Genomic DNA, 17,877 nt, shown 5'->3' with positions numbered 1-17,877 from the left:
CCGCGCATGACGCCGGCACCGTTCCGCTCGCCAGCCGCCCTGCGTGGGCCGTTGGTGAATAGCCAGGAGGACGCCCCATGAGCCTGATGCAATGCGAGTACCGCAAGTACACCATCACCGCCGATGTCGTCGAACACCCCGGCCTGCCAACTCCCTGGGCCGCCGGCTGCCACATCACCGCCCCGGACGGGCAGACCACCAGGCGCAAGACGCTGCCGGTTGAATACGCCTTCATGTCGGACCTGGAAAAGGCCCAGCACGCGTCCATCGCCCACGGTAAGTGGCTGGTGGACCAGAGCCTGGACCACGACCGCCAGCTGTTCTGATCAGCTGCCTGCATAGCCCGGTTCATCACTGACCGGCATCTCCGACAGGCGTACCTGAAGCGCCAGGAACTCCTGCGCCGATGCCTGCCAGGTCTGCCCCCGTGCCCACTGCGCGCAGACCTGGCGATCCAGTTCCAGTACCCGCAGGCAGGCGCTGCGCAGGTCGGCGTCCATCACTCCGGTGACGCCCTGTTCCAGCACATCCAGCGGCCCCGCCACCGGGAACGCCGCCACTGGCGTGCCGCACGCCAGCGCCTCATACATCACCAGGCCGAGGGTGTCAGTCAGCGAGGGGAAGACCAGCACGCTGGCTTTGCGGTAGGCCTCGGCGAGTTCGTCGCCGTGGCGATAGCCAAGGAATTCCACCTGTGGATAAATCGCTTCCAGCGCGGCCCGCTGCGGGCCGTCGCCTACCACGCGCTTGCGCCCCGGCAGGTCGAGGGCGAGAAAGGCTTCGAGGTTCTTTTCCTGCGCCAGCCGGCCGACATAGAGGAACACCGGCTCGTCCAGCGGTGCGCCCGCCCCCGGCTGGAAACGCAGGATATCCACACCCTTGCGCCAGAGCGCGAGGTTGTCGAAGGCGTGATCGGCGAACGTGCTACGCATGCGCTCGCTGCTGACCAGCACGGCTGCGCTGGGTGCATGGAAGCGGCGCAGGAAGGCATAGCCCCAGCCCAGCGGCAGCCAGGGCCAACGGGTGTTCACGTATTCGGGAAAGCGCGTGTGGATGGCGCTGCTGAATCTCAGGCCCCGGCGTACCAGCCATCGCCGCGCGGCCCAACCCAGCGGGCCCTCGGTGGCGAGGTGGACGCAATCGGGAGCGAAGCCGCTGATCTTCTCGCCTACCTTCCACAGGTCCCACGCCAGCGGGATCTCCGGGTAGCTCGGGCACGGACGGTGGCGAAAGTCCTGCGGGGAGAGCAGGCCGACCACGTGGCCCTGCCCTTCCAGCTCGGCCACCAGCGCCTTCAGGCTGGTGACCACGCCGTTGACCTGCGGCAGCCAGGCATCGGTGACGATCAGCAGCCTCATGCTGCCGACTCGACCACCACGGGCTCCTCGGCGCGCGCCTGCTCCTCGGCCAGTCGGTAGAGCTGGATGCTGCCATCCCAGTGCTCGATCAGCGCCGAGCAGGACTCCACCCAGTCGCCGCAGTTGAGGTACTCCACCTCGCCAATCTGGCGGATTTCCGCATGGTGGATGTGCCCGCAGACCACGCCGTTGAGGCCGCGCTTGTGCACCTCGTGGGCGATGGCTTCCTCGAAGTCGCTGATGAAGTTCACCGCCGTCTTCACCTTGTGCTTGAGGTACGCCGACAGCGACCAGTAGCCGTAGCCATAGCGGCTGCGCCAATGGTTGAGCCAGCGATTCAGGGTCAGGGTGAACTCATAGGCGGAGTCGCCGAGGAAGGCCAGCCACTTGTGGTAGCGGGTGATCACGTCGAACTGGTCGCCGTGGATCACCAGCAACTGACGACCGTCAGCGGTGGTGTGGACGATCTCGTCGACCAGGCGGATGTTGCCCAGCAGCAGCGAGGAATAGCGGCGCAGGAATTCGTCGTGGTTGCCGGTGACGTAGATCACCTCGGTGCCGCGCTTGCTCATGGTCAGCAGGCGGCGGATCACGTTGGTGTGCGCCTGCGGCCAGTAGATGCCGCCGCGCAGCTTCCAGCCATCGATGATGTCGCCCACCAGGTAGATGCGGTCGGCGTGGTAGCGCTTGAGGAAGCCGGCCAGGTGCTCGGCCTGGCAATCGCGGGTGCCCAGGTGGACATCGGATATCCACAGGGTGCGTACCCGTTGTTTCTTCGTCGGCGTCATGCGTTGCGCGCTGCTCATCGTCGGCGACCTCCGGTGGGGTTTCTCCGAGTGTCGACCCGCGCGGTGAAGCGAAGGTGACCGACTCGCGACAGTCCCGTTACAGCCCTCGGCGCGCTAGACTGTCAGCCTGCCCGCCAGCATGAAAGCAGCCTTGCATGAGCCAGATTCTCTCCCTGCGCCAGTACAGCCATGACCACCTCGCCCACAGCCACAGCCATGCGCAGCTGGTGCTGGGGCTGTCCGGCAGCCTGGATTTCGAAGTGGGCGGTCGCGGCAGCCTGGTGACCCGGCAGACCTTCGCCGTGGTGCCGCGTGACGAGCACCACGCCTGCGCCAGCCCCGATGGCAGCCGCTGCCTGGTGGTGGACCTGGAAGACGAGGAAGACCTGCTCGGCGGCCTCGGCCTGCACAGCGATGCCGGCCGCCGCCTGCTGGAAACCCCCGGCCAGCGCCTGCTCAGCAACGACCAGGCGCAGCTGGTGCACTGGCTCGCCGGCAGCTCGCTGCATGATCCGGTGCTGGCGCGCCAGGGCGCCATCCTGCTGCTCGCCAGCCTCGCCGCCGGCCAGCAGCGCCTCGACGAATCGGCGCAACTGCCGCTGGCCAGCCTCGACAGCTACATCGACCGGCATGCCGCGCACCCGCTGCAGGTGGCGGACCTGGCGCGGCTCGCCGGCTTGTCCGCGGCGCGCTTCCATGCGCGCTTCCTCGCCGAAACCGGGCAGACGCCCATGGACTACGTGCGCCAGCGCCGCCTGCACCTGGGCCGCGACCTGCTGCGCGGCTCGCACCAGTCGGTCGGCGAGATCGCCGCGCAGGTCGGCTACGCCTCGCAGAGCGCCTTCACCGCCGCCCTCGTCCGCCAGTTCGGCACCACCCCGCGCCAACTGCGTCAGCAGTCGCGCGACAATTCCCGCTAGCCGCGCGACAGACAACCGCGCGCCAGCAACCTAGACTGCCGGCAATCAAGCAAACCAGCAGGAGCTGCGATGTCGGCAGACACCATCGAGTGGCGGGATTTCGAGCGCGTCGAACTGCGCGTGGGCACCATCATCCAGGCCGAACCCAACGTGAAGGCGCGCAAGCCCGCCTACATCCTCCAGGTTGACCTCGGCCCGCTGGGGATCAAGACCTCCAGCGCGCAGATCACCGCACACTATGACGCCAACGAGCTGATTGGCCGCCAGGTGCTGTGCGTGTGCAATTTCGAGCCAAAATCCATCGCCGGCGTGCGCTCGGAAGTGCTGGTCACCGGCGCCTACGACAGCGACGAGAAAGTGGTACTGGCCGGTTTCGACAAGCCGCTGCCCAATGGTGCGCGGCTCGCCTGAGCCTCGTTTCACCGCGCGCCGGCTGGCCTGGCGCGCCTTCCTCTTTCCAGACAAGGCCCCGCCACGACAGTCGGCGGGAGCTCAGGCATGAAGCGCGTTACTGAACTCACTCCCCGCGGCGCCCTGATCGGCCTGCACATCGGCGCCCTGATGTTCGGGCTGTCCGGCATCTTCGGCAAACTCATCCTCGCCGGCCCCCTGGTCATCGTCTTCGGCCGCGCGCTGTTCGGCTCGCTGTCACTGGCGGCGGTATTCGCCGGACATCTGCGTGAACAGAAGCGCCCCACGCTGAAACAGGCCGCCATGCTGCTGGGCGGCGGCGTGTTGCTGTGTACGCACTGGCTGACCTTCTTCCTCGCGGTGAAGGTGGGCAACGTGGCGGTGGCCACCCTCGGCTTCGCCAGCTTCCCGGCCTTCACCGTGCTGCTGGAGGGCCTGCTGTTCCGCGAGCGCATCCGCAGGGGCGAGTACCTGGTAGTGGCATTGGTGTGCATTGGCCTGGTGATGGTCACGCCGACCCTGGACCTGCGCGACGGCGCTACCGCCGGCCTGCTCTGGGGCACCCTCTCCGGCCTGCTGTTCGCCCTGCTGTCGCTGGCCAACCGGGTGAGCGTGCGCGGCATCGACCCGATCCAGGCGGCGCTGTGCCAGAACCTGACGATCATCGCCTGCCTGCTGCCGCTGGTACTGCTCGACCTGCCCTCGGTGCGCGGCATGGACTGGCTCTGGCTGGTCGCCCTGGGCTTACTCTGCACCGGCGTCGCCCACAGCCTTTTCGTCGCCAGCCTGCGGCTGATCAAGGCGCGTACGGCGGCGGTGATCTTCGCCCTGGAGCCGGTCTACGGCATCGCCTTCGCCACCGTACTGTTCGGCGAAGAACCGAGCCTGCGCATGCTGGCGGGCGGCGTGCTGATCATCTTTGCGACCTTCCTCAGCGCGCGTGGATCGCACTAGGTTTCACTTGTAGGAGCGCGCCATGCCCGCGATTCGCGCGCATGGCGCGCTCCTGCAGGTTGATGCATGGTTCCCAGGAAGTCCCGGGCAAAAAGAAGGCCGCCGCGCAGCATGCGAAACTCGAACCTTGCCCCGGGGAGGGAATGCCAAGGATTCATCGCACGACAGCCTGCGTGGCGGCCTGTTCGGTGTGGCGCCTGCGGATCAGGCGCCGGGAAATCAGTTGATGCTGTAGCCGCGCCCGCTCAGGCAGGCGCCCAGCGCGCGGCGGTAGGTGTCGGATTGGCCCGCCGGCGGCGCCTGGGTGGCGGCGGCCGGGTCGAAACCGCTCTGGCCGACGGCCCAGGTATGGCACTCGTAGCGGTCACGGCTCTGCTGCTCCGGCGACTGGCCACTGGCGGGATAGGCGATCACTTCGTAGCTGGTGGTCGGGGCAGCCTGCACGGCTGGCGGCGTTTCCACCGCGACGTACTGGCGGCGGTCGGCGTTCCACAGGTAGTAGGTCCCGGCGGCGACGAAGTAGAGCATGCTGCCGATCCAGACTTCCCGCGCGTAATCCGGCAGGCCATAGCCATGCCCCGGGCCCCAGCCATGGTACGGACCCGGTCCCGGCCCACCGGGGCCGCCATGGGGCCCTGCCATGGCGGCGGCCGAGAGGCTCAGGGCCAGCAAGGTGGCGACGGATTTGAGCGCGATGCGCGAGGACAGCTTCATTTCACCTCCAGTCACGGGCGATCCACCGCCCGCCGTTCGTGGTGAGAATTGTCTCGCGCCCGCCCCCCGCGCAGTGTCAGCAGTCGGTAAAGACTGGGTAAAAAGCCCGATACACGCGGTATCAGTCCTGTTGCAGCAACCACCGGCAATAGCGCTGCACGCCCTCTTCCACGCCCATCATCGGCGCGCGGTAGCCCGCCTCGCGGAGGAAGGCGATATCGGCGCAGGTGTAGCACTGGTACTTGCCACGCAGCTCGTCCGGGAACTCGGTGTACTCCAGCAATCCTGCGCGGATAGCCGCGTCCAGGGTCAGCGGCTGCAGGTCCTGCTGTTCACGCAGGGTGTTGATCACCGCCAGGGCCACGTCGTTGAACGGCTGGGCACGGCCGCTGCCGAGGTTGAAGATGCCGCTGCGCTCGGGGTTGTCGAGGAAGTGCAGGTTGACCTTCGCCACGTCCTCCACCGAAACGAAGTCGCGCAGGTGGCCGCCGGCCGGATAGTCACCGTATTCGCCGAACAGCCTGACCTTGCCAGTCTCGCGGAACTGGTTGAAGCAGTGGAAGGCCACCGAGGCCATGCGGCCCTTGTGCTGCTCGCGCGGGCCATAGACGTTGAAGTAGCGGAAGCCGGCAACCTGGGTGCGAGCAGTGGGCAGTACCTTGCGCACGCGCTGGTCGAAGAGGAACTTCGAATAGCCGTAGACGTTCAGCGGCTTCTCGCAGGAGCGCATCTCGCGGAACTCATGGCCACCGCCGTATACCGCTGCCGACGAGGCGTAGAGGAACGGCACGCCCAGCGACAGGCTGGCGTCCAGCAAGTCGCAGCTGTAGCGGTAGTTGTTGTCCATCATGTAGCGCCCGTCGCGCTCCATGGTGCTAGAGCAGGCGCCCTGGTGCAGCAGCGCGCGCACCACGCCGAAGTCACCGCGCGCGTAGCGCTCGATGAAGTCGCGCTTGTCGAGGTAATCGCTGATGTCGCAATCGGCGAGGTTGGCGAACTTGTCGCCTTCGGTCAGGTCGTCGACCGCGATGATGTCGGTCTCGCCGCGCTGGTTCAGCGCCTTGACGAGGTTGCTGCCGATGAACCCGGCAGCGCCTGTGACGATGATGCTCATGGCGGGCATCCTTTGCGGAGAATGGATGCCACCAGCCTAAAAGCGAGACGCAAGTCTCATTTTGATGTGAAGCAAAGAAGTTAGCCAGCTATCGAATTGATCTGCCGGGCGGTACAGCTCGGATTCAGGAGCGGTCGTTGTGGCCCAGATCGCGCTGCGGATCGATGCGGTCGCGCACCCGCTGCTTGAGCACCTTGGCCTCGGGGAAACCGCCGTCGGCCTTGCGCTCCCAGATCTGCTCGCCGTCGCAGGCAATCTGGAAAACCCCGCCGGTGCCCGGTACCAGGCTGACCTTGCCCAGATCGTCGCCGAAGGTGCTCAGCAGTTCCTGGGCCAGCCAGGCGGCGCGCAGCAGCCACTGGCACTGGGTGCAATAGGTGATGACGATTTCGGCTTTGGCTTCGGACATGAATCAGACTCTGCTGTAGGACGCGAACCTATAATACCGGTCTGAAACGCCCTACCGGACTCTTCTCTTCATGCGCCGACTGCTGTTCGCCCTCCTCCTGCTCCTTCCCCTCGGCGCCCTGGCGGCGAATACCCCACCGAAGATCGGCCTGGTTCTCTCCGGCGGCGCCGCGCGCGGTCTGGCGCACATCGGCGTGCTCAAGGCGCTGGATGAACAGGGCATCCACGTCGACGCCATCGCCGGCACCAGCATGGGCGCGGTCATCGGCGGCCTGTACGCCGCGGGCTATACACCCAGGGAGCTGGAACAGCTGGCTCTGGGGCTGGACTGGAAGCAGGCGCTGTCCGACTCGCCGCCACGGGTCGACGTGCCCTTCCGCCGCAAGCAGGACGACCGCGACTTCCTGGTGAAGCAGAAGCTCAGCTTCCGCGACGACGGCACCCTCGGCCTGCCGCTGGGCGCGATCCAGGGGCAGAACCTGTCGATGCTGCTGGAGAGCCTGCTGGTCCACACCAGCGATACGCGCAACTTCGACCAACTGGCGATCCCCTTCCGCGCGGTGGCCACCGATATCTCCACCGGCGAGAAGGTGGTGTTCAGCAAGGGTCACCTGCCCCAGGCGATCCGCGCCAGCATGTCGATCCCGGCGGTGTTCGCCCCGGTGGACGTCAACGGCAAGCTGCTGGTGGACGGCGGCATGGTCGACAACATCCCGGTGGACGTGGCGCGGCAGATGGGCGTCGACGTGGTCATCGTGGTCGACATCGGCAACCCGCTGCTGGACCGCAAGCAGCTGACCACCGTGGTGGACATGCTCAACCAGTCCGTCACCCTGATGACCCGCAAGAACTCCGAGGCGCAGCTGGCCACCCTGAAGTCCAGCGACATCCTGGTGCAGCCTCCACTGAGCGGTTACAGCTCCACCGACTTCGGGCGCGTGCCGCAACTGATCGACGCTGGCTACCGCGCCACCAGCATCCTCGCCCCGCGCCTGGCAACACTGCGCAAGCCCGCCGATGCCGAGGCGGTTGCGCTCAGCGAAGCGCGCGCACCGGGCGAGCGGCAACCGGTGATCGACCGGATCGAGGTGGAGAACAACTCCAAGGTCAGCGACGACGTCATCCTCCATTACATCCGCCAGCCGCTGGGCGAGCACCTGGACCTGGAGCGCCTGCAGCGTGACATGAGCACCCTCTACGGCCTGGACTACTTCGACCAGGTGCAGTACCGCGTGGTGCACAACAAGCCGGGCGCGGACGGCAAGTCCGACAATGTGCTGGTGATCCACGCGTACGGAAAGCGCGGCGGCACCGACTACCTGCGCCTGGGCCTGAACCTCTCCGACGACCTGCGCGGCGACAGCACCTTCAACGTCGGCGGCAGCTACCGCATGAACGGCATCAACCGCCTCGGCGCGGAATGGCTGACGCGCCTGCAGATCGGCGACCGCCAGGAGCTCTACAGCGAGTTCTACCAGCCGCTGGACGTGGGCTCGCGCTACTTCGTGGCTCCGTACGTGTTCAATGAGGCCCAGAACGTCGAGGCCACGGACAACGACGACCCGATTGCCGAGTACCGGCTCGAGCGCTATGGCTACGGCCTCAACCTGGGCCGGCAGATCGCCAACAACGGTGAATTCCGCCTCGGCGTGGCCCAGGCCTTCGGCAAGGCCGATGTGCGGGTGGGCGAGCAGGACCTGCCGGACTTCCACTTCACCGAGGGTTACGCCCAGCTGCAATACTCCTTCGACACCATGGACAACGTGGACTTCCCCCGCGAGGGCGAGAACATCCAGACCTCCTTCCGCGAGCACACGCCGTCCCTGGGCGACGACGACCGCTACCGGCAGTGGGAATTCCACCTGGACAAGGCGCTGAGCAGCGGCCCGAACACCTGGGTGCTGGGCGGCGGCTACGGGCGCACCATCGACGACGCTGACGTGGTGGTGTCTAGCTTCCTGCTCGGCGGCGCGCGGCAGCTCTCCGGCTATCGCCAGGACGCGCTGGCCGGGCAGAACTACAGCCTCGGCCGGGTCATCTACTACCGGCGCATGACCGAACGCTCCTTCCTGCCGCTGGACTTCCCCTTCTACCTGGGCGGCAGCCTGGAGCGCGGGCGGGTATGGAACAACGACAACAGCTACGACACCGGTTACGTCAACGCCGGCAGCATCCTGATGGGCTTCGAGACGCCGCTGGGGCCGCTGTCCTTCAGCTACGGCCTGAACGATGCGAGCGAGCACGCGGTGTACATCAACCTGGGGCGTAATTTCTGAGGCGGCGCCGCGCCGGGAACGGCGCACAACCGTTTGCAGTGTTATGCCCTGATGCTGACGCGCCCCTACAGGGTATGGCGGGAGCGATATCCTGCAGGTATGAAAAAGCCCGGCAGGTGCCGGGCTTTTTCATCCGCGATGAAGCTCAGGCAATCAGCGCCAGCAGCTCGCGCGCTTCGGCCTTGGCCTTGGAGTCACCGCTGGCGATCACCTGCTTGAGGATGCCGTAGGCCTCTTCCAGGTTGCCCTGGTCGATGCACTGGCGGGCGCGATCTAAGCTGGCCAGCAGCTCGTCGTGCTCGTGGCCGATATCGTCCGGCAGGTCGAAGGTCAGCTCCTCCTCCACGCCCATGGTCTTGCTGCCATGGCCGAACATCTCGCCGTGCTCGCCCAGGTCCAGCTCGGTGATTTCCGGCAGCTCGTGCAGATTGCTGCGGAAATCCGACGGCACTTCCTGTGCGACCTTGGGTGCAGCAGCCTTGCCTTGTTTGGTGGAGTCGAAGGGGTTGTCGAGCTTGTCCCAATCCAGGTCCAGCGACAGATCGCTGAGGTTCATCGCGAAGTCCGGTTGGTCCTGCGCAGCCCTGGATTGCTCCACGGGAGTGGCTGCGGGCTCGCCCAGTTCGAGGTCGTCCCAGTCAGTGAGCGTCTCGCCGGTGGGCGGTTGCAGGGTGTCTTCCGGGCGAATCAGCATTGCCGGGTAGCGCGACTTGAGCTGGTCGATCTGCTTCTGGTCACCACCGGCAGCCACCAGGGCGTGCTCTTCCTCATGGAAGCCGGCCACGTCACCCAGCTCGGCCAGTACCAGCAGCAGCTTCATGCGCAGTTCGCGGCGGTTCGGCTCGGCGTTGACGGCCTTGCGCAGCATGTCGCGGGCCTGGGTGAAGCGGCCGTAGGCGATGTAGATATCCGCACCTTCCAGGCTGTCCGAGCTGGCGGCAGGCAGACGGGCGACGCCCGGTTCCGGCGTGGCGACCACCACCGGATGCGGCACCGGCACAGGAGCCGCCGCCACCGCGGCAGCCGCCAGTGGCTTGGCCTGCGGAAGTGGCTTCACCGGCTCGGGCGCAGCCGAGCGCAGGGGCGGCATCTCGACCGGCTTTTCCTCGCGCTTGCGACGGGCGAACAGCAGCCCGACCAGCAGCGCGCCAAGGGCGCCGGCGCCCAGCCAGGGCCAGTAGTTGAAGCCGGAGCCCTGGGCATCCCGCGCCGGGGTTGCCGGCTGTGCGCCGCCCGGAGCGGGGGTGTTCTGCTGCGCCGGCGCCACGGCATTGGGAGCGGCGGGCACGGCATTGGTCGGGGCATTGCTGGTCGGTGCATCAGCTGCAGGAGCATTGGCTGCCGGGGCATTGCCGGAGGCTTCCGCGCCCTGGCGGCGATCCAGTTCGGCCTGCAGCGACTGCACCTGCTGGTCGCGGCTCTGCAGGGCCTGCTGGAGGGATACCAGCTGCTTCTGCAGGTCGTCCATGCGCTGGTTCATCTGGTCGCGCTGGGCGTTGGCCAGCAGCAGGTCAGCTTCCACCTTGGCGACGCTGGCATCAGCGGCCGGCACTGCCGGTGCGGCAGCATTGCCCTGGGCCTGAGCCGGAGCGCTGGTCGCAGCAGTGGCCGCGCCGACGGGCTGCTCGGCGGCCGGCGCTGGAGCGGCGGAAGCGGGCTGCGGCGCCGAGGCCGTGCTGGCGCTGCCGGCGTGCTCCTGGCCCTGCGGCAGGATCAGCGTCTGGCCGACCTTCAGGCGGTGCGGGTCACCATTGACGAAGGCCTGCGGGTTCAGCGCGACGATGCTATCCATCAGTTGCGCGCGGGAAGCGCCGCTGCCCGTCAGGCGCGAACTGATCTTCCACAGGGTGTCATTGCGCACCGTGGTGTAGCGGCCATCACCCGCCGGCAGCGGCGGTTGTGCCGGCGCGCGGCGCACGGGCTCCGGGCGGTAGGCGTCCGGGCGGTAACCGGAAGAGCGCGAAGGCGCGACGTCGCGCGCCGCGACATTGGCGGCCACGCTGCGGTTGGCGCTGTACTCCGGCGGATCGATCAGCACGGTGTACTCGCGCAGCATGCGACCGTTGGGGCGCTCCACGGCAATCAGGAAATTCAGGTAAGGCTCGTGCACCGGCTGCGTGGACACCACCTTGATGTAGCCACGACCATTGCGGATCACCGGGGTGAAGCGCAGGTTCTGCAGGAACACGAAGCGGTCGACGCCAGCGTTCTCGTAGTCGGCGGGACTCGCGAGCTTCGCTATGAGTTCGTCGGAGGTCATGTCGCCGGTTTCGAGCAGGGCGATCTCGGCATCCAGCGGCTGGTTCAGCCCGGAGTGCAGCGTGATATCGCCGAGCCCGAGGGCATTCGCGTGAGCGGAGACAAAAACCGAAAGTGCGGCAAGCGTCAGCGGAATTCTATTTATTCGAGCCATAACCCCATCCCATTGTCCGGGTCTGCACGCCATTCCCTGACCGCTCTAAAGCGGCAGGTTGAACCTGTCCACACACTGGAACCATGCCGGACTGCAGACCGCAACGCACCACTCCTCTGTACCTTGCAGGGTACAGGCCGTCTGATATCACGGATTAGGTGGTGCTCAGGGTTTGGTCAAGATAAATCGTCGAAAAACCGGCGAATGGTTAAGGGGTGGATAGCGAATGGCCAGCGGCCCTGCAACGGACCGCCAGAAAAATGGCTACTTTACCCGAATAACGTGATGAATTGCTCAGTTTCGCTCGAGGTTGCCGAGAATTCGACTGAGCGTTTTCTGACACAGCGCGATTTCTTCTTCCGAAATCCCCGCCAGCACTTCGTTGCGAACGGCGGCGGCGATGTTCTCGATATCAGTGATCAGGACGTCTGCCTTGGGAGTGAGGGCGATGCGTTTGGCGCGGCGGTCTTCGGCGACGGCCTGGCGACGGACCAGCCCCTGGGCTTCGAGACCATCGAGCAGGCGCGCCAGGGTCGGACCTTCGACACCGACCGACTGGGCCAGCTCGCGCTGGGTGGGGGCGGCGGCGTGACGGGCCAGGTGCAGCAACACCAGCCAGCGAGCCTGGGACAGGCCGAGGTGGCTGAGACGGCGGTCGAGTTCGGCTCGCCATGCACGCGAAGCCTGGGCCAGTTGGGTACCGAAATAGTGCTTATCGTTGTCTGACATTGTGCTGCGTACGGTAGGGGGTTGGACGGCTAATTGATTTGACTAATTATTAGCCAGCTAATCAAGCCCGTACAATGACAGATTGTCGCAGGGTGTAAATCGCTCTCTCACCATTTCGCGTACTGGTCTTCGACGAACCCCCACAGGTTGTCGATGCGCACCTCGGCCTGTCCCGCCGGTCGCAGTACGCCGCTGAAGCGCCCGAATATCTGCTTGAAGTTGCTGGCCAGCACGCCGAGATTGAGGCGCTCCTGGTGCAGCCCATGGGCCTCGAAACGCAGTTCGACCTGGCCATCGTAGGAACGGATGGCCCAGGGTTGCAGCGGGTGGTCGCGGTCGAATTCGAAGCGCACGGTGTCGACCTTCACCAACTGGCCGTCGAGCCAGTAGCAGTTCTCGGTGAAGCTGGTCTCGTTGACCCCGCACGACAGGTTCAGCCCAAGGCGCCGCCCATGCGTCTCGCCGGACAGACAGGCCCAGTTCCAGAACGTCTCGCGGCGCATGTAGCCGGCGGACCAGTCGTGGTGCGCGTAGGCATCCAGCTCACGCAGGTCGTAGTCGCCCAGCGCGCTGCGCACCTCGCCGTGGCACTGCACGCCGGCCACCTTGCGCGCGTAGACCCAGCCGTTCACCGCCGTTGGCGTACAGAGGCTCATGGGCTGGAACGCCGGCTGCTCCTCGCTGAAGCGCGCGTCGATGCGGGTGCCGTCATCCAGTTCGACCAGCAGCCGCTTCTCGAACGGCGCGGAGCTGTTTTCCAGGCGCAGCAGGTTGCGCCCCTGGCGCAGTTCACAGACGCCGTCGTTGGGCGCCTGCGAGAAGTTCGTCCCCATGCCCAGCGGGCGCTTGAACTGGCGCTCGATCATCCGCCCGCTCTCGGGGTGGTAGAGGTAGACGAAACCGATAGTGAGCAGGCTGACATCCGCCAGTGCGCAACCGCCGATCAGCGTCGGGCTGATCAGGCCGAAGTACTGGAACTGGTGGAAGCTGCGCCACTTGCTCAATGCGCCAAGGCGCCGGCCCATGGGCGAGCGGAAGTCGAAATCGCGGTAATTGATGGTCGCCGGGGTGCCGGGAAAGATGCCGTAGTGCGGTTGGCCGTTGGGCTGGATCAGCTGCTGCATGGGCGCGGGCTCGGTGACGGGGTGCGGCGCATGCTAGCACCGCGCCTGCGCGCGCCGCAGTCACGCACGGCGCCAGCTCGGGGGACCGAATGGGCCATCAGGCGACGACCTGGTTGCGTCCGAACGCCTTGGCTTCGTACAGGGCACGGTCGGCATGCTCGTAGATGCTGCGCAGCGGGTGGCCGGTCTCCGGCCACAGGCAGGACACGCCGATGGACAGCGTCACCTCGTCCGCCGTCAGCGACCCTTCGTGAGCGATGCCCAGCGCCTGCACCGACTCGCGCACGACTTCGGCGCGCTCCCTGGCCTCGCGCTCACTGGCGCCGTAGAGCAGCACGGCAAATTCCTCGCCCCCCAGGCGCACAGCCATGTCCAGCGGCCGCCGTGCGCTGGCCGTCAGCACCTCGCCGATGCGCTGCAATACTCCGTCGCCGGCCTGGTGACCATAGCGGTCGTTGTAGGCCTTGAAGTGATCGACATCGCAGAGCAGCAGCGCCAGCCCCACGCTCTCGCGCTGAGCCTGGCGCCACAGGCGCTCCAGCTGGCGATTGAAACTGCGGCGGTTGTGCAGGCCGGTCAGGGCGTCGTGCTCGGCCATGACTTTCAGCAGGCGGCTGATGAGGAAGTGCTGGCGGGACTTGTAGTCCAGCAGGTAGCAGCCCACTGCGCCGACCAGGTTGGCCAGCAGCAGGAACACCACGTTGCTGATCAGCTTGGCCAGCGGCAACCCCGCATAGAGTTCGAAGCCCACGTAGGCCAGCAGGATCACCGAAGCGCTGCCCACCGCCTCGGCGAAGCGCAGGCCGATCAGGAAGTAGGCCGCCATGCTGACCAGCAACAGGCCCTCGTAGGGATAGTTCTGGTCCACGGTGTGGGCGATGCCGGCCACGGCCGCCGCGCCGATGCCGACACTGAGGATGCAGGCCAGGCTCAGCGGCACCAGCAGCTGGGTGTGCCGGCGCTGCAGGATCAGCCCGCCGCAGACGCTCAGCAGCACCAGCACGCCGATGCGCACGGCGAGCATGTCCCAGTGTTCTGCAGTCCGGATCAGGAGAAAGTCGATGGCCGCCAGCGCCAGCCAGATCAGCACACCGATGGTCAGCGCGGTACGCTTGAGATCGAAGCTGTCTTCGAGCAGGTAATGGCGGTACTGGGTCTCGAGGTCGGGTTCGAAACGCAGGCGGCGAAAGCCCCGGGAGAGCTGTTCGGCATAGGCATTGGAGCGGACGTCGTCCAGCCAGCTTTGTTGTTGTGGCACGCTCACCTCTTCTGGTGGAGGTCTAAGTGCCACCATAGCCGTTCGGGACGTGCGTCACAAGTTTGTCGTTTTGCCCCGTCACGAAACTGACGGGGCAGCCCACTCACCAGCGATCGTCCCGGGAGTTCCGGTAACGGTCGTGGCCGTAGTAGGAGTCGTTGCAGTAACGGCGATCCGAATGCCCATGGCGCTTGCGGCAATCACGGTCGTCGTCGTCATCGTCCTTGGACATGATGACCAGCCCCGCCACCAGGGCGACTGCCGCAACGCCGATCAAGGCGTTCTTCCCGCCCTCGGTCAGCCCGCCGCCACTGGCGCATCCACTGAGTTGCCCAACGACCAGCAGCCCCGCCACTACCCGCACCCAGCTCGCCATCTGTCACTCCGACAGTGATCCGTACTGACAGGTTGGACTGGTGGAAAAAGGCGCCGTTGCTGGCACATTGATATTTCATCTGTAACGCCGTGTGTCGGCGCGATCAGACTTCCAGCTCGGCCTGCAGGGCGGCACGCACGCAGTGCAGGACACCCAGAGGCACGCGGCCTTCGAACAGCTCGGCGATGGCGCTCACCGGCGGCAGTTCGCCGTCCTCGTCGAGGAAGGCATCCTGGACTTCGCCGAGCAGTTCCTCGGGCAGGTCCAGTGCCTGTTCCAGGGTCAACTGCTGGCGGCCGATGGCCTCGGCCAGCAGGCTGTAGACGTTCTTCTCGCTGCAATCGAGCTGGCGGGCGATCTGCGCGGGGGTCATGCCGGCGCGGGCCAGGGTCACCAGTTCGTGGCGCAGGTCGGTGACCGGTGCGGGGGTGTCCGGCGCCTTGTCCGACTCGGTGAGGACATCGAGGAAGGCCTGGCCGTAGCGCTCCAGCTTGCGCGCGCCGACGCCGCTGACCTGGGCCATGGCGGACAGCGTGGTGGGCTGGCTGCGGAGCATTTCCAGCAGGGTGGCGTCGGGGAAGATGACGTAGGGCGGCACCGAGTGCTCCTCCGCCAGCTTGCGCCGCAGGGTGCGCAAGGCTTCCCACATCTCGCGCTCCTCCTGGCGCACCAGCTGGCTGGCCGGGCTGGCGCCACCGGAGGAGGAAGACTTGCTGCGCTGCGGCTTCGGATCGCGGCGCAGGGCCAACGTCTCCTCGCCGCGCAGCAGCGGACGGCAGGCCTCGGTCAGGCGCAGGCCGTTGAAGCCGTCAACATCCACGTCGGCGAAACCACGGGCGACCAGTTGGCGGAACAGCGTGCGCCACTCGTCCTCGCCACGGGATTTACCGATACCGAACACCGCCAGGTGCTGGTGCCCGACGCTGCGCACTTTTTCGGTGTCCTTGCCCAGCAGCACGTCCACCAGGTGGCCGACGCCGTAGCGCTGGCCGCTGCGGTAGATGGCCGACAGGGCCTGGCGCGCGGACTCGGTGGCGTCCCAGGTTTCCACGCCATCGACGCAGATGTCGCAGTGGCCGCAGGGGTTGGGCATCACTTCGTCGAAGTAGGCCAGCAGCGCCTGGCGGCGGCAGCGGGTTTCTTCGCACAGCGCCAGCATGGCTTCGAGCTTGTGCCGTTCGACGCGCTTGTGGCGCTCGTCGCCCTCGGAGTTCTGCATCATCTGCCGCAGCAGCAACACGTCCTGCAGGCCGTAGGCCATCCAGGCGTCGGCGGGCAGGCTGTCGCGGCCGGCGCGGCCGGTTTCCTGGTAGTACGCCTCCAGGCTCTTGGGCAGGTCCAGGTGCGCGACGAAGCGCACGTTGGGTTTGTCGATGCCCATGCCGAAGGCGACGGTGGCGACCATGATCAGCCCTTCCTCGTTGAGGAAGCGCTTCTGGTGATAGCCGCGCAGGTCGTTGGACAGCCCGGCGTGGTAAGGCAGCGCCGGGAAGCCTTGGTTAGAGAGGAACTCGGCGACCTCCTCGACCTTCTTGCGCGACATGCAGTAGACGATGCCCGCGTCGCCGCGCCGCTCGCTCAGGAAGCCCAGCAGCTGCTTGCGCGGCTGCTCCTTGGGCACGATGCGGTAGAAGATGTTCGGCCGGTCGAAGCTGGAGAGGAACTGCTCGGCGTCCTGCAGGTGCAGGCGCTGGATCATCTCCTCGCGGGTACGCATGTCCGCCGTGGCGGTCAGGGCGATGCGCGGCACGTGCGGGAACAGCTCGGCGAGCTGGCCCAGTTGCAGGTATTCGGGACGGAAGTCGTGGCCCCACTGCGACACGCAGTGGGCCTCGTCGATGGCGAACAGGCCGATTTCCAGGCGCTGCAGGAAGGCCAGCATGCGCGGCTGCACCAGGCGTTCCGGGGCGAGGTAGAGCAGCTTGATCTCGCCGCGCTGCAGGCGGTCGGCGATCTCGCGCTGGGCCTCGGGGCTCAGCGAGGAGTTCAGCGCCGCCACCGGCACACCCAGTTCGTCCAGCGTGGCGACCTGGTCCTCCATCAGCGCGATCAGCGGCGAAACCACCACCGTCAGGCCCTCGCGCAGCAGCGCCGGAACCTGGAAGCACAGCGACTTGCCGCCGCCGGTGGGCATCAGCACCAGGGCATCGCCGCCGCCGGCCACGCGCTCGATGATCCGCGCCTGATTGCCGCGGAAGGCGTCGTAACCGAAAACGTCTTTGAGGATGCGCAGGGCCTGATCGAGCATGGGGGACTCCGAATGAAGCCGCGCATTATACGCAAGCGATCCCGCTGCGGCCGGCACCTTGTCCGGGAAACTGCGGAAAAATCCGTCACATGCGTCCGAGCCCTGCGTCGGCGCGGGCTGCACGGGCATTTGGCTTTTGCCGCGGGCCTGCGGAAAGACTACAATTCGGGACCGATCACCTCCGAGGTAGTACCCGATGTCCTTCGCCGACCAATTGTCCCGCCTGCAAGCCTTTCTCGATGCCGATGACCTGCACGAGGAAGCCTTGGACTACGTGGCGGCACACGGCTACCTGACCGCCCTGGCGATCTGCCCGGAGGAAGTGCCGGAGCGCGAGTGGATCGACGCCCTGTTCGCTGAGCCGCCGCACTACCGCAGCGAGGAAGAGCGCAGCGAGATCGAATCCACCCTGGTCCAGCTGAAGGCGCACATCATCCGCCAGATGGCCGGTGACGAGGAACTGGAGCTGCCCTGCGAGCCCTACCTGGGCGACGAGCCGGACGACTCCGACATCCGCGGCTGGTGCATCGGCTTCATGGAAGGCGTGTTCCTGCGCGAGGCCATCTGGTTCGAGCAGGCCGAGGAAGAAGTCAGCGAGCTGCTGCTGCCGATCATGGTCGGTTCCGGCCTGTTCGACGAACAGCCCGAGTTCGACGAGATCGCCAGCGACCGCGGGCTGGTGGACGACATGGTCGCGCAGATCCCCGAGCTGCTGACCAACCTGTTCCTGCTGTGCCAGGCGCCGGAAGAGAAGCCGGCGCTGCTGAAGCCGCGCACTCACTGATC

At 66.5% G+C, this 17,877-nt stretch carries 18 protein-coding genes; 7 read left to right on the top strand and 11 right to left on the bottom strand.

All coding sequences use genetic code 11. The annotated features are described in order from the left end of the window. Nucleotides 1–77 precede the first annotated feature (77 nt). The gene (locus IB273_RS11755; protein WP_081520280.1) at nt 78–326 is read left to right on the top strand and encodes a hypothetical protein; all 249 of its coding nucleotides are present in this window, start codon (nt 78–80) and stop codon (nt 324–326) included. Here the strand turns inward: IB273_RS11755 and IB273_RS11750 are convergent, their stop codons facing one another. Both IB273_RS11750 and IB273_RS11745 read right to left on the bottom strand, forming a co-directional pair. Continuing rightward, the gene (locus IB273_RS11750) at nt 327–1,358 is read right to left on the bottom strand and encodes a glycosyltransferase family 4 protein (protein WP_192224130.1); all 1,032 of its coding nucleotides are present in this window, start codon (nt 1,356–1,358) and stop codon (nt 327–329) included. Continuing rightward, on the bottom strand, nt 1,355–2,164 hold the full coding sequence (locus tag IB273_RS11745) for a UDP-2,3-diacylglucosamine diphosphatase (RefSeq protein ID WP_192224129.1): 810 nt from the start codon (nt 2,162–2,164) through the stop codon (nt 1,355–1,357). The genes IB273_RS11750 and IB273_RS11745 overlap by 4 nt, the downstream gene beginning before the upstream one ends. Nucleotides 2,165–2,301: 137 nt before the next feature. Here IB273_RS11745 and IB273_RS11740 point away from each other — a divergent pair, with 137 nt between their 5' ends. The 4 genes from IB273_RS11740 (at nt 2,302) to IB273_RS11725 (ending at nt 4,666) form a co-directional block, all read left to right on the top strand. Further along, nucleotides 2,302–3,066 (top strand): helix-turn-helix transcriptional regulator, encoded by a 765-nt coding sequence (locus tag IB273_RS11740; RefSeq protein WP_192224128.1) that lies wholly within the window; start codon nt 2,302–2,304, stop codon nt 3,064–3,066. A 69-nt stretch (nt 3,067–3,135) separates the two neighbouring features. Further along, a complete protein-coding gene (locus IB273_RS11735; protein ID WP_151187927.1) occupies nt 3,136–3,477 on the top strand; it encodes a tRNA-binding protein in 342 nt (113 codons plus the stop codon). An 87-nt stretch (nt 3,478–3,564) separates the two neighbouring features. Further along, complete coding sequence (locus IB273_RS11730; RefSeq protein WP_192209746.1) at nt 3,565–4,431, top strand: DMT family transporter; 867 nt, start codon at nt 3,565–3,567, stop codon at nt 4,429–4,431. 22 nt (nt 4,432–4,453) lie between these two features. After that, complete coding sequence (locus IB273_RS11725) at nt 4,454–4,666, top strand: hypothetical protein (protein WP_151187929.1); 213 nt, start codon at nt 4,454–4,456, stop codon at nt 4,664–4,666. On the opposite strand, the gene IB273_RS11720 is transcribed toward IB273_RS11725, so the two are convergent. From IB273_RS11720 to IB273_RS11710, 3 genes are all read right to left on the bottom strand, one after another. Continuing rightward, a complete protein-coding gene (locus tag IB273_RS11720) occupies nt 4,651–5,145 on the bottom strand; it encodes a hypothetical protein (protein ID WP_192224127.1) in 495 nt (164 codons plus the stop codon). The two genes, IB273_RS11725 and IB273_RS11720, sit on opposite strands and share 16 nt — an antisense overlap. Nucleotides 5,146–5,266: 121 nt before the next feature. Next, on the bottom strand, nt 5,267–6,259 hold the full coding sequence (gene rfaD / locus IB273_RS11715; RefSeq protein WP_192224126.1) for an ADP-glyceromanno-heptose 6-epimerase: 993 nt from the start codon (nt 6,257–6,259) through the stop codon (nt 5,267–5,269). 124 nt (nt 6,260–6,383) lie between these two features. Beyond that, entirely contained in the window at nt 6,384–6,668 is a 285-nt protein-coding gene (locus IB273_RS11710) for a SelT/SelW/SelH family protein (protein WP_151187931.1), read from the bottom strand. 70 nt (nt 6,669–6,738) lie between these two features. Here IB273_RS11710 and IB273_RS11705 point away from each other — a divergent pair, with 70 nt between their 5' ends. Then, on the top strand, nt 6,739–8,943 hold the full coding sequence (locus IB273_RS11705) for a patatin-like phospholipase family protein (protein WP_081520271.1): 2,205 nt from the start codon (nt 6,739–6,741) through the stop codon (nt 8,941–8,943). A 145-nt stretch (nt 8,944–9,088) separates the two neighbouring features. Here IB273_RS11705 and IB273_RS11700 read toward each other — a convergent pair whose 3' ends face one another. The 6 genes from IB273_RS11700 to recQ form a co-directional block, all read right to left on the bottom strand. Further along, entirely contained in the window at nt 9,089–11,356 is a 2,268-nt protein-coding gene (locus tag IB273_RS11700; protein ID WP_192224125.1) for a FimV/HubP family polar landmark protein, read from the bottom strand. A 294-nt stretch (nt 11,357–11,650) separates the two neighbouring features. Beyond that, nucleotides 11,651–12,085 carry a transcriptional regulator SlyA gene (gene slyA, locus IB273_RS11695; protein ID WP_081520269.1) on the bottom strand — a complete coding sequence of 145 codons (435 nt, stop codon included), beginning with the start codon at nt 12,083–12,085 and terminating at the stop codon, nt 11,651–11,653. Nucleotides 12,086–12,192: 107 nt separating this feature from the next. Next, nucleotides 12,193–13,209 (bottom strand): DUF2804 domain-containing protein, encoded by a 1,017-nt coding sequence (locus IB273_RS11690; RefSeq protein ID WP_192224124.1) that lies wholly within the window; start codon nt 13,207–13,209, stop codon nt 12,193–12,195. 97 nt (nt 13,210–13,306) lie between these two features. Beyond that, nucleotides 13,307–14,503 (bottom strand): sensor domain-containing diguanylate cyclase, encoded by a 1,197-nt coding sequence (locus tag IB273_RS11685; RefSeq protein WP_192224123.1) that lies wholly within the window; start codon nt 14,501–14,503, stop codon nt 13,307–13,309. Nucleotides 14,504–14,570: 67 nt separating this feature from the next. Beyond that, nucleotides 14,571–14,843 (bottom strand): hypothetical protein, encoded by a 273-nt coding sequence (locus tag IB273_RS11680; RefSeq protein ID WP_081520266.1) that lies wholly within the window; start codon nt 14,841–14,843, stop codon nt 14,571–14,573. A gap of 103 nt (nt 14,844–14,946) precedes the next feature. Continuing rightward, nucleotides 14,947–17,091: a DNA helicase RecQ gene (recQ, locus tag IB273_RS11675; RefSeq protein WP_192224122.1), complete on the bottom strand. Its 2,145-nt coding sequence runs from the start codon at nt 17,089–17,091 to the stop codon at nt 14,947–14,949. 196 nt (nt 17,092–17,287) lie between these two features. Here recQ and IB273_RS11670 point away from each other — a divergent pair, with 196 nt between their 5' ends. Then, complete coding sequence (locus tag IB273_RS11670; RefSeq protein WP_045212487.1) at nt 17,288–17,875, top strand: YecA family protein; 588 nt, start codon at nt 17,288–17,290, stop codon at nt 17,873–17,875. Nucleotides 17,876–17,877: the final 2 nt, after the last annotated feature.

This window comes from Pseudomonas sp. PDM19 (genome assembly GCF_014852215.1).
Classification (GTDB): domain Bacteria; phylum Pseudomonadota; class Gammaproteobacteria; order Pseudomonadales; family Pseudomonadaceae; genus Pseudomonas.
Note: the sequence above shows the minus strand (reverse complement) of the source record. Positions and strands in the feature narration are given on the sequence as shown.

What these genes read in the sequence shown, in the direction of transcription:
- IB273_RS11680 (WP_081520266.1), bottom strand. Translation starts at nt 14,843, where the DNA reads ATGGCGAGCTGGGTGCGGGTAGTGGCGGGGCTGCTGGTCGTTGGGCAA.
- IB273_RS11690 (WP_192224124.1), bottom strand. Translation starts at nt 13,209, where the DNA reads ATGCAGCAGCTGATCCAGCCCAACGGCCAACCGCACTACGGCATCTTT.
- IB273_RS11700 (WP_192224125.1), bottom strand. Translation starts at nt 11,356, where the DNA reads ATGGCTCGAATAAATAGAATTCCGCTGACGCTTGCCGCACTTTCGGTT.
- IB273_RS11685 (WP_192224123.1), bottom strand. Translation starts at nt 14,503, where the DNA reads ATGGTGGCACTTAGACCTCCACCAGAAGAGGTGAGCGTGCCACAACAA.
- IB273_RS11720 (WP_192224127.1), bottom strand. Translation starts at nt 5,145, where the DNA reads ATGAAGCTGTCCTCGCGCATCGCGCTCAAATCCGTCGCCACCTTGCTG.
- IB273_RS11745 (WP_192224129.1), bottom strand. Translation starts at nt 2,164, where the DNA reads ATGAGCAGCGCGCAACGCATGACGCCGACGAAGAAACAACGGGTACGC.
- IB273_RS11740 (WP_192224128.1), top strand. Translation starts at nt 2,302, where the DNA reads ATGAGCCAGATTCTCTCCCTGCGCCAGTACAGCCATGACCACCTCGCC.
- IB273_RS11730 (WP_192209746.1), top strand. Translation starts at nt 3,565, where the DNA reads ATGAAGCGCGTTACTGAACTCACTCCCCGCGGCGCCCTGATCGGCCTG.
- IB273_RS11725 (WP_151187929.1), top strand. Translation starts at nt 4,454, where the DNA reads ATGCCCGCGATTCGCGCGCATGGCGCGCTCCTGCAGGTTGATGCATGG.
- IB273_RS11705 (WP_081520271.1), top strand. Translation starts at nt 6,739, where the DNA reads ATGCGCCGACTGCTGTTCGCCCTCCTCCTGCTCCTTCCCCTCGGCGCC.
- IB273_RS11735 (WP_151187927.1), top strand. Translation starts at nt 3,136, where the DNA reads ATGTCGGCAGACACCATCGAGTGGCGGGATTTCGAGCGCGTCGAACTG.
- IB273_RS11670 (WP_045212487.1), top strand. Translation starts at nt 17,288, where the DNA reads ATGTCCTTCGCCGACCAATTGTCCCGCCTGCAAGCCTTTCTCGATGCC.
- IB273_RS11755 (WP_081520280.1), top strand. Translation starts at nt 78, where the DNA reads ATGAGCCTGATGCAATGCGAGTACCGCAAGTACACCATCACCGCCGAT.
- slyA (WP_081520269.1), bottom strand. Translation starts at nt 12,085, where the DNA reads ATGTCAGACAACGATAAGCACTATTTCGGTACCCAACTGGCCCAGGCT.
- recQ (WP_192224122.1), bottom strand. Translation starts at nt 17,091, where the DNA reads ATGCTCGATCAGGCCCTGCGCATCCTCAAAGACGTTTTCGGTTACGAC.
- IB273_RS11750 (WP_192224130.1), bottom strand. Translation starts at nt 1,358, where the DNA reads ATGAGGCTGCTGATCGTCACCGATGCCTGGCTGCCGCAGGTCAACGGC.
- rfaD (WP_192224126.1), bottom strand. Translation starts at nt 6,259, where the DNA reads ATGAGCATCATCGTCACAGGCGCTGCCGGGTTCATCGGCAGCAACCTC.
- IB273_RS11710 (WP_151187931.1), bottom strand. Translation starts at nt 6,668, where the DNA reads ATGTCCGAAGCCAAAGCCGAAATCGTCATCACCTATTGCACCCAGTGC.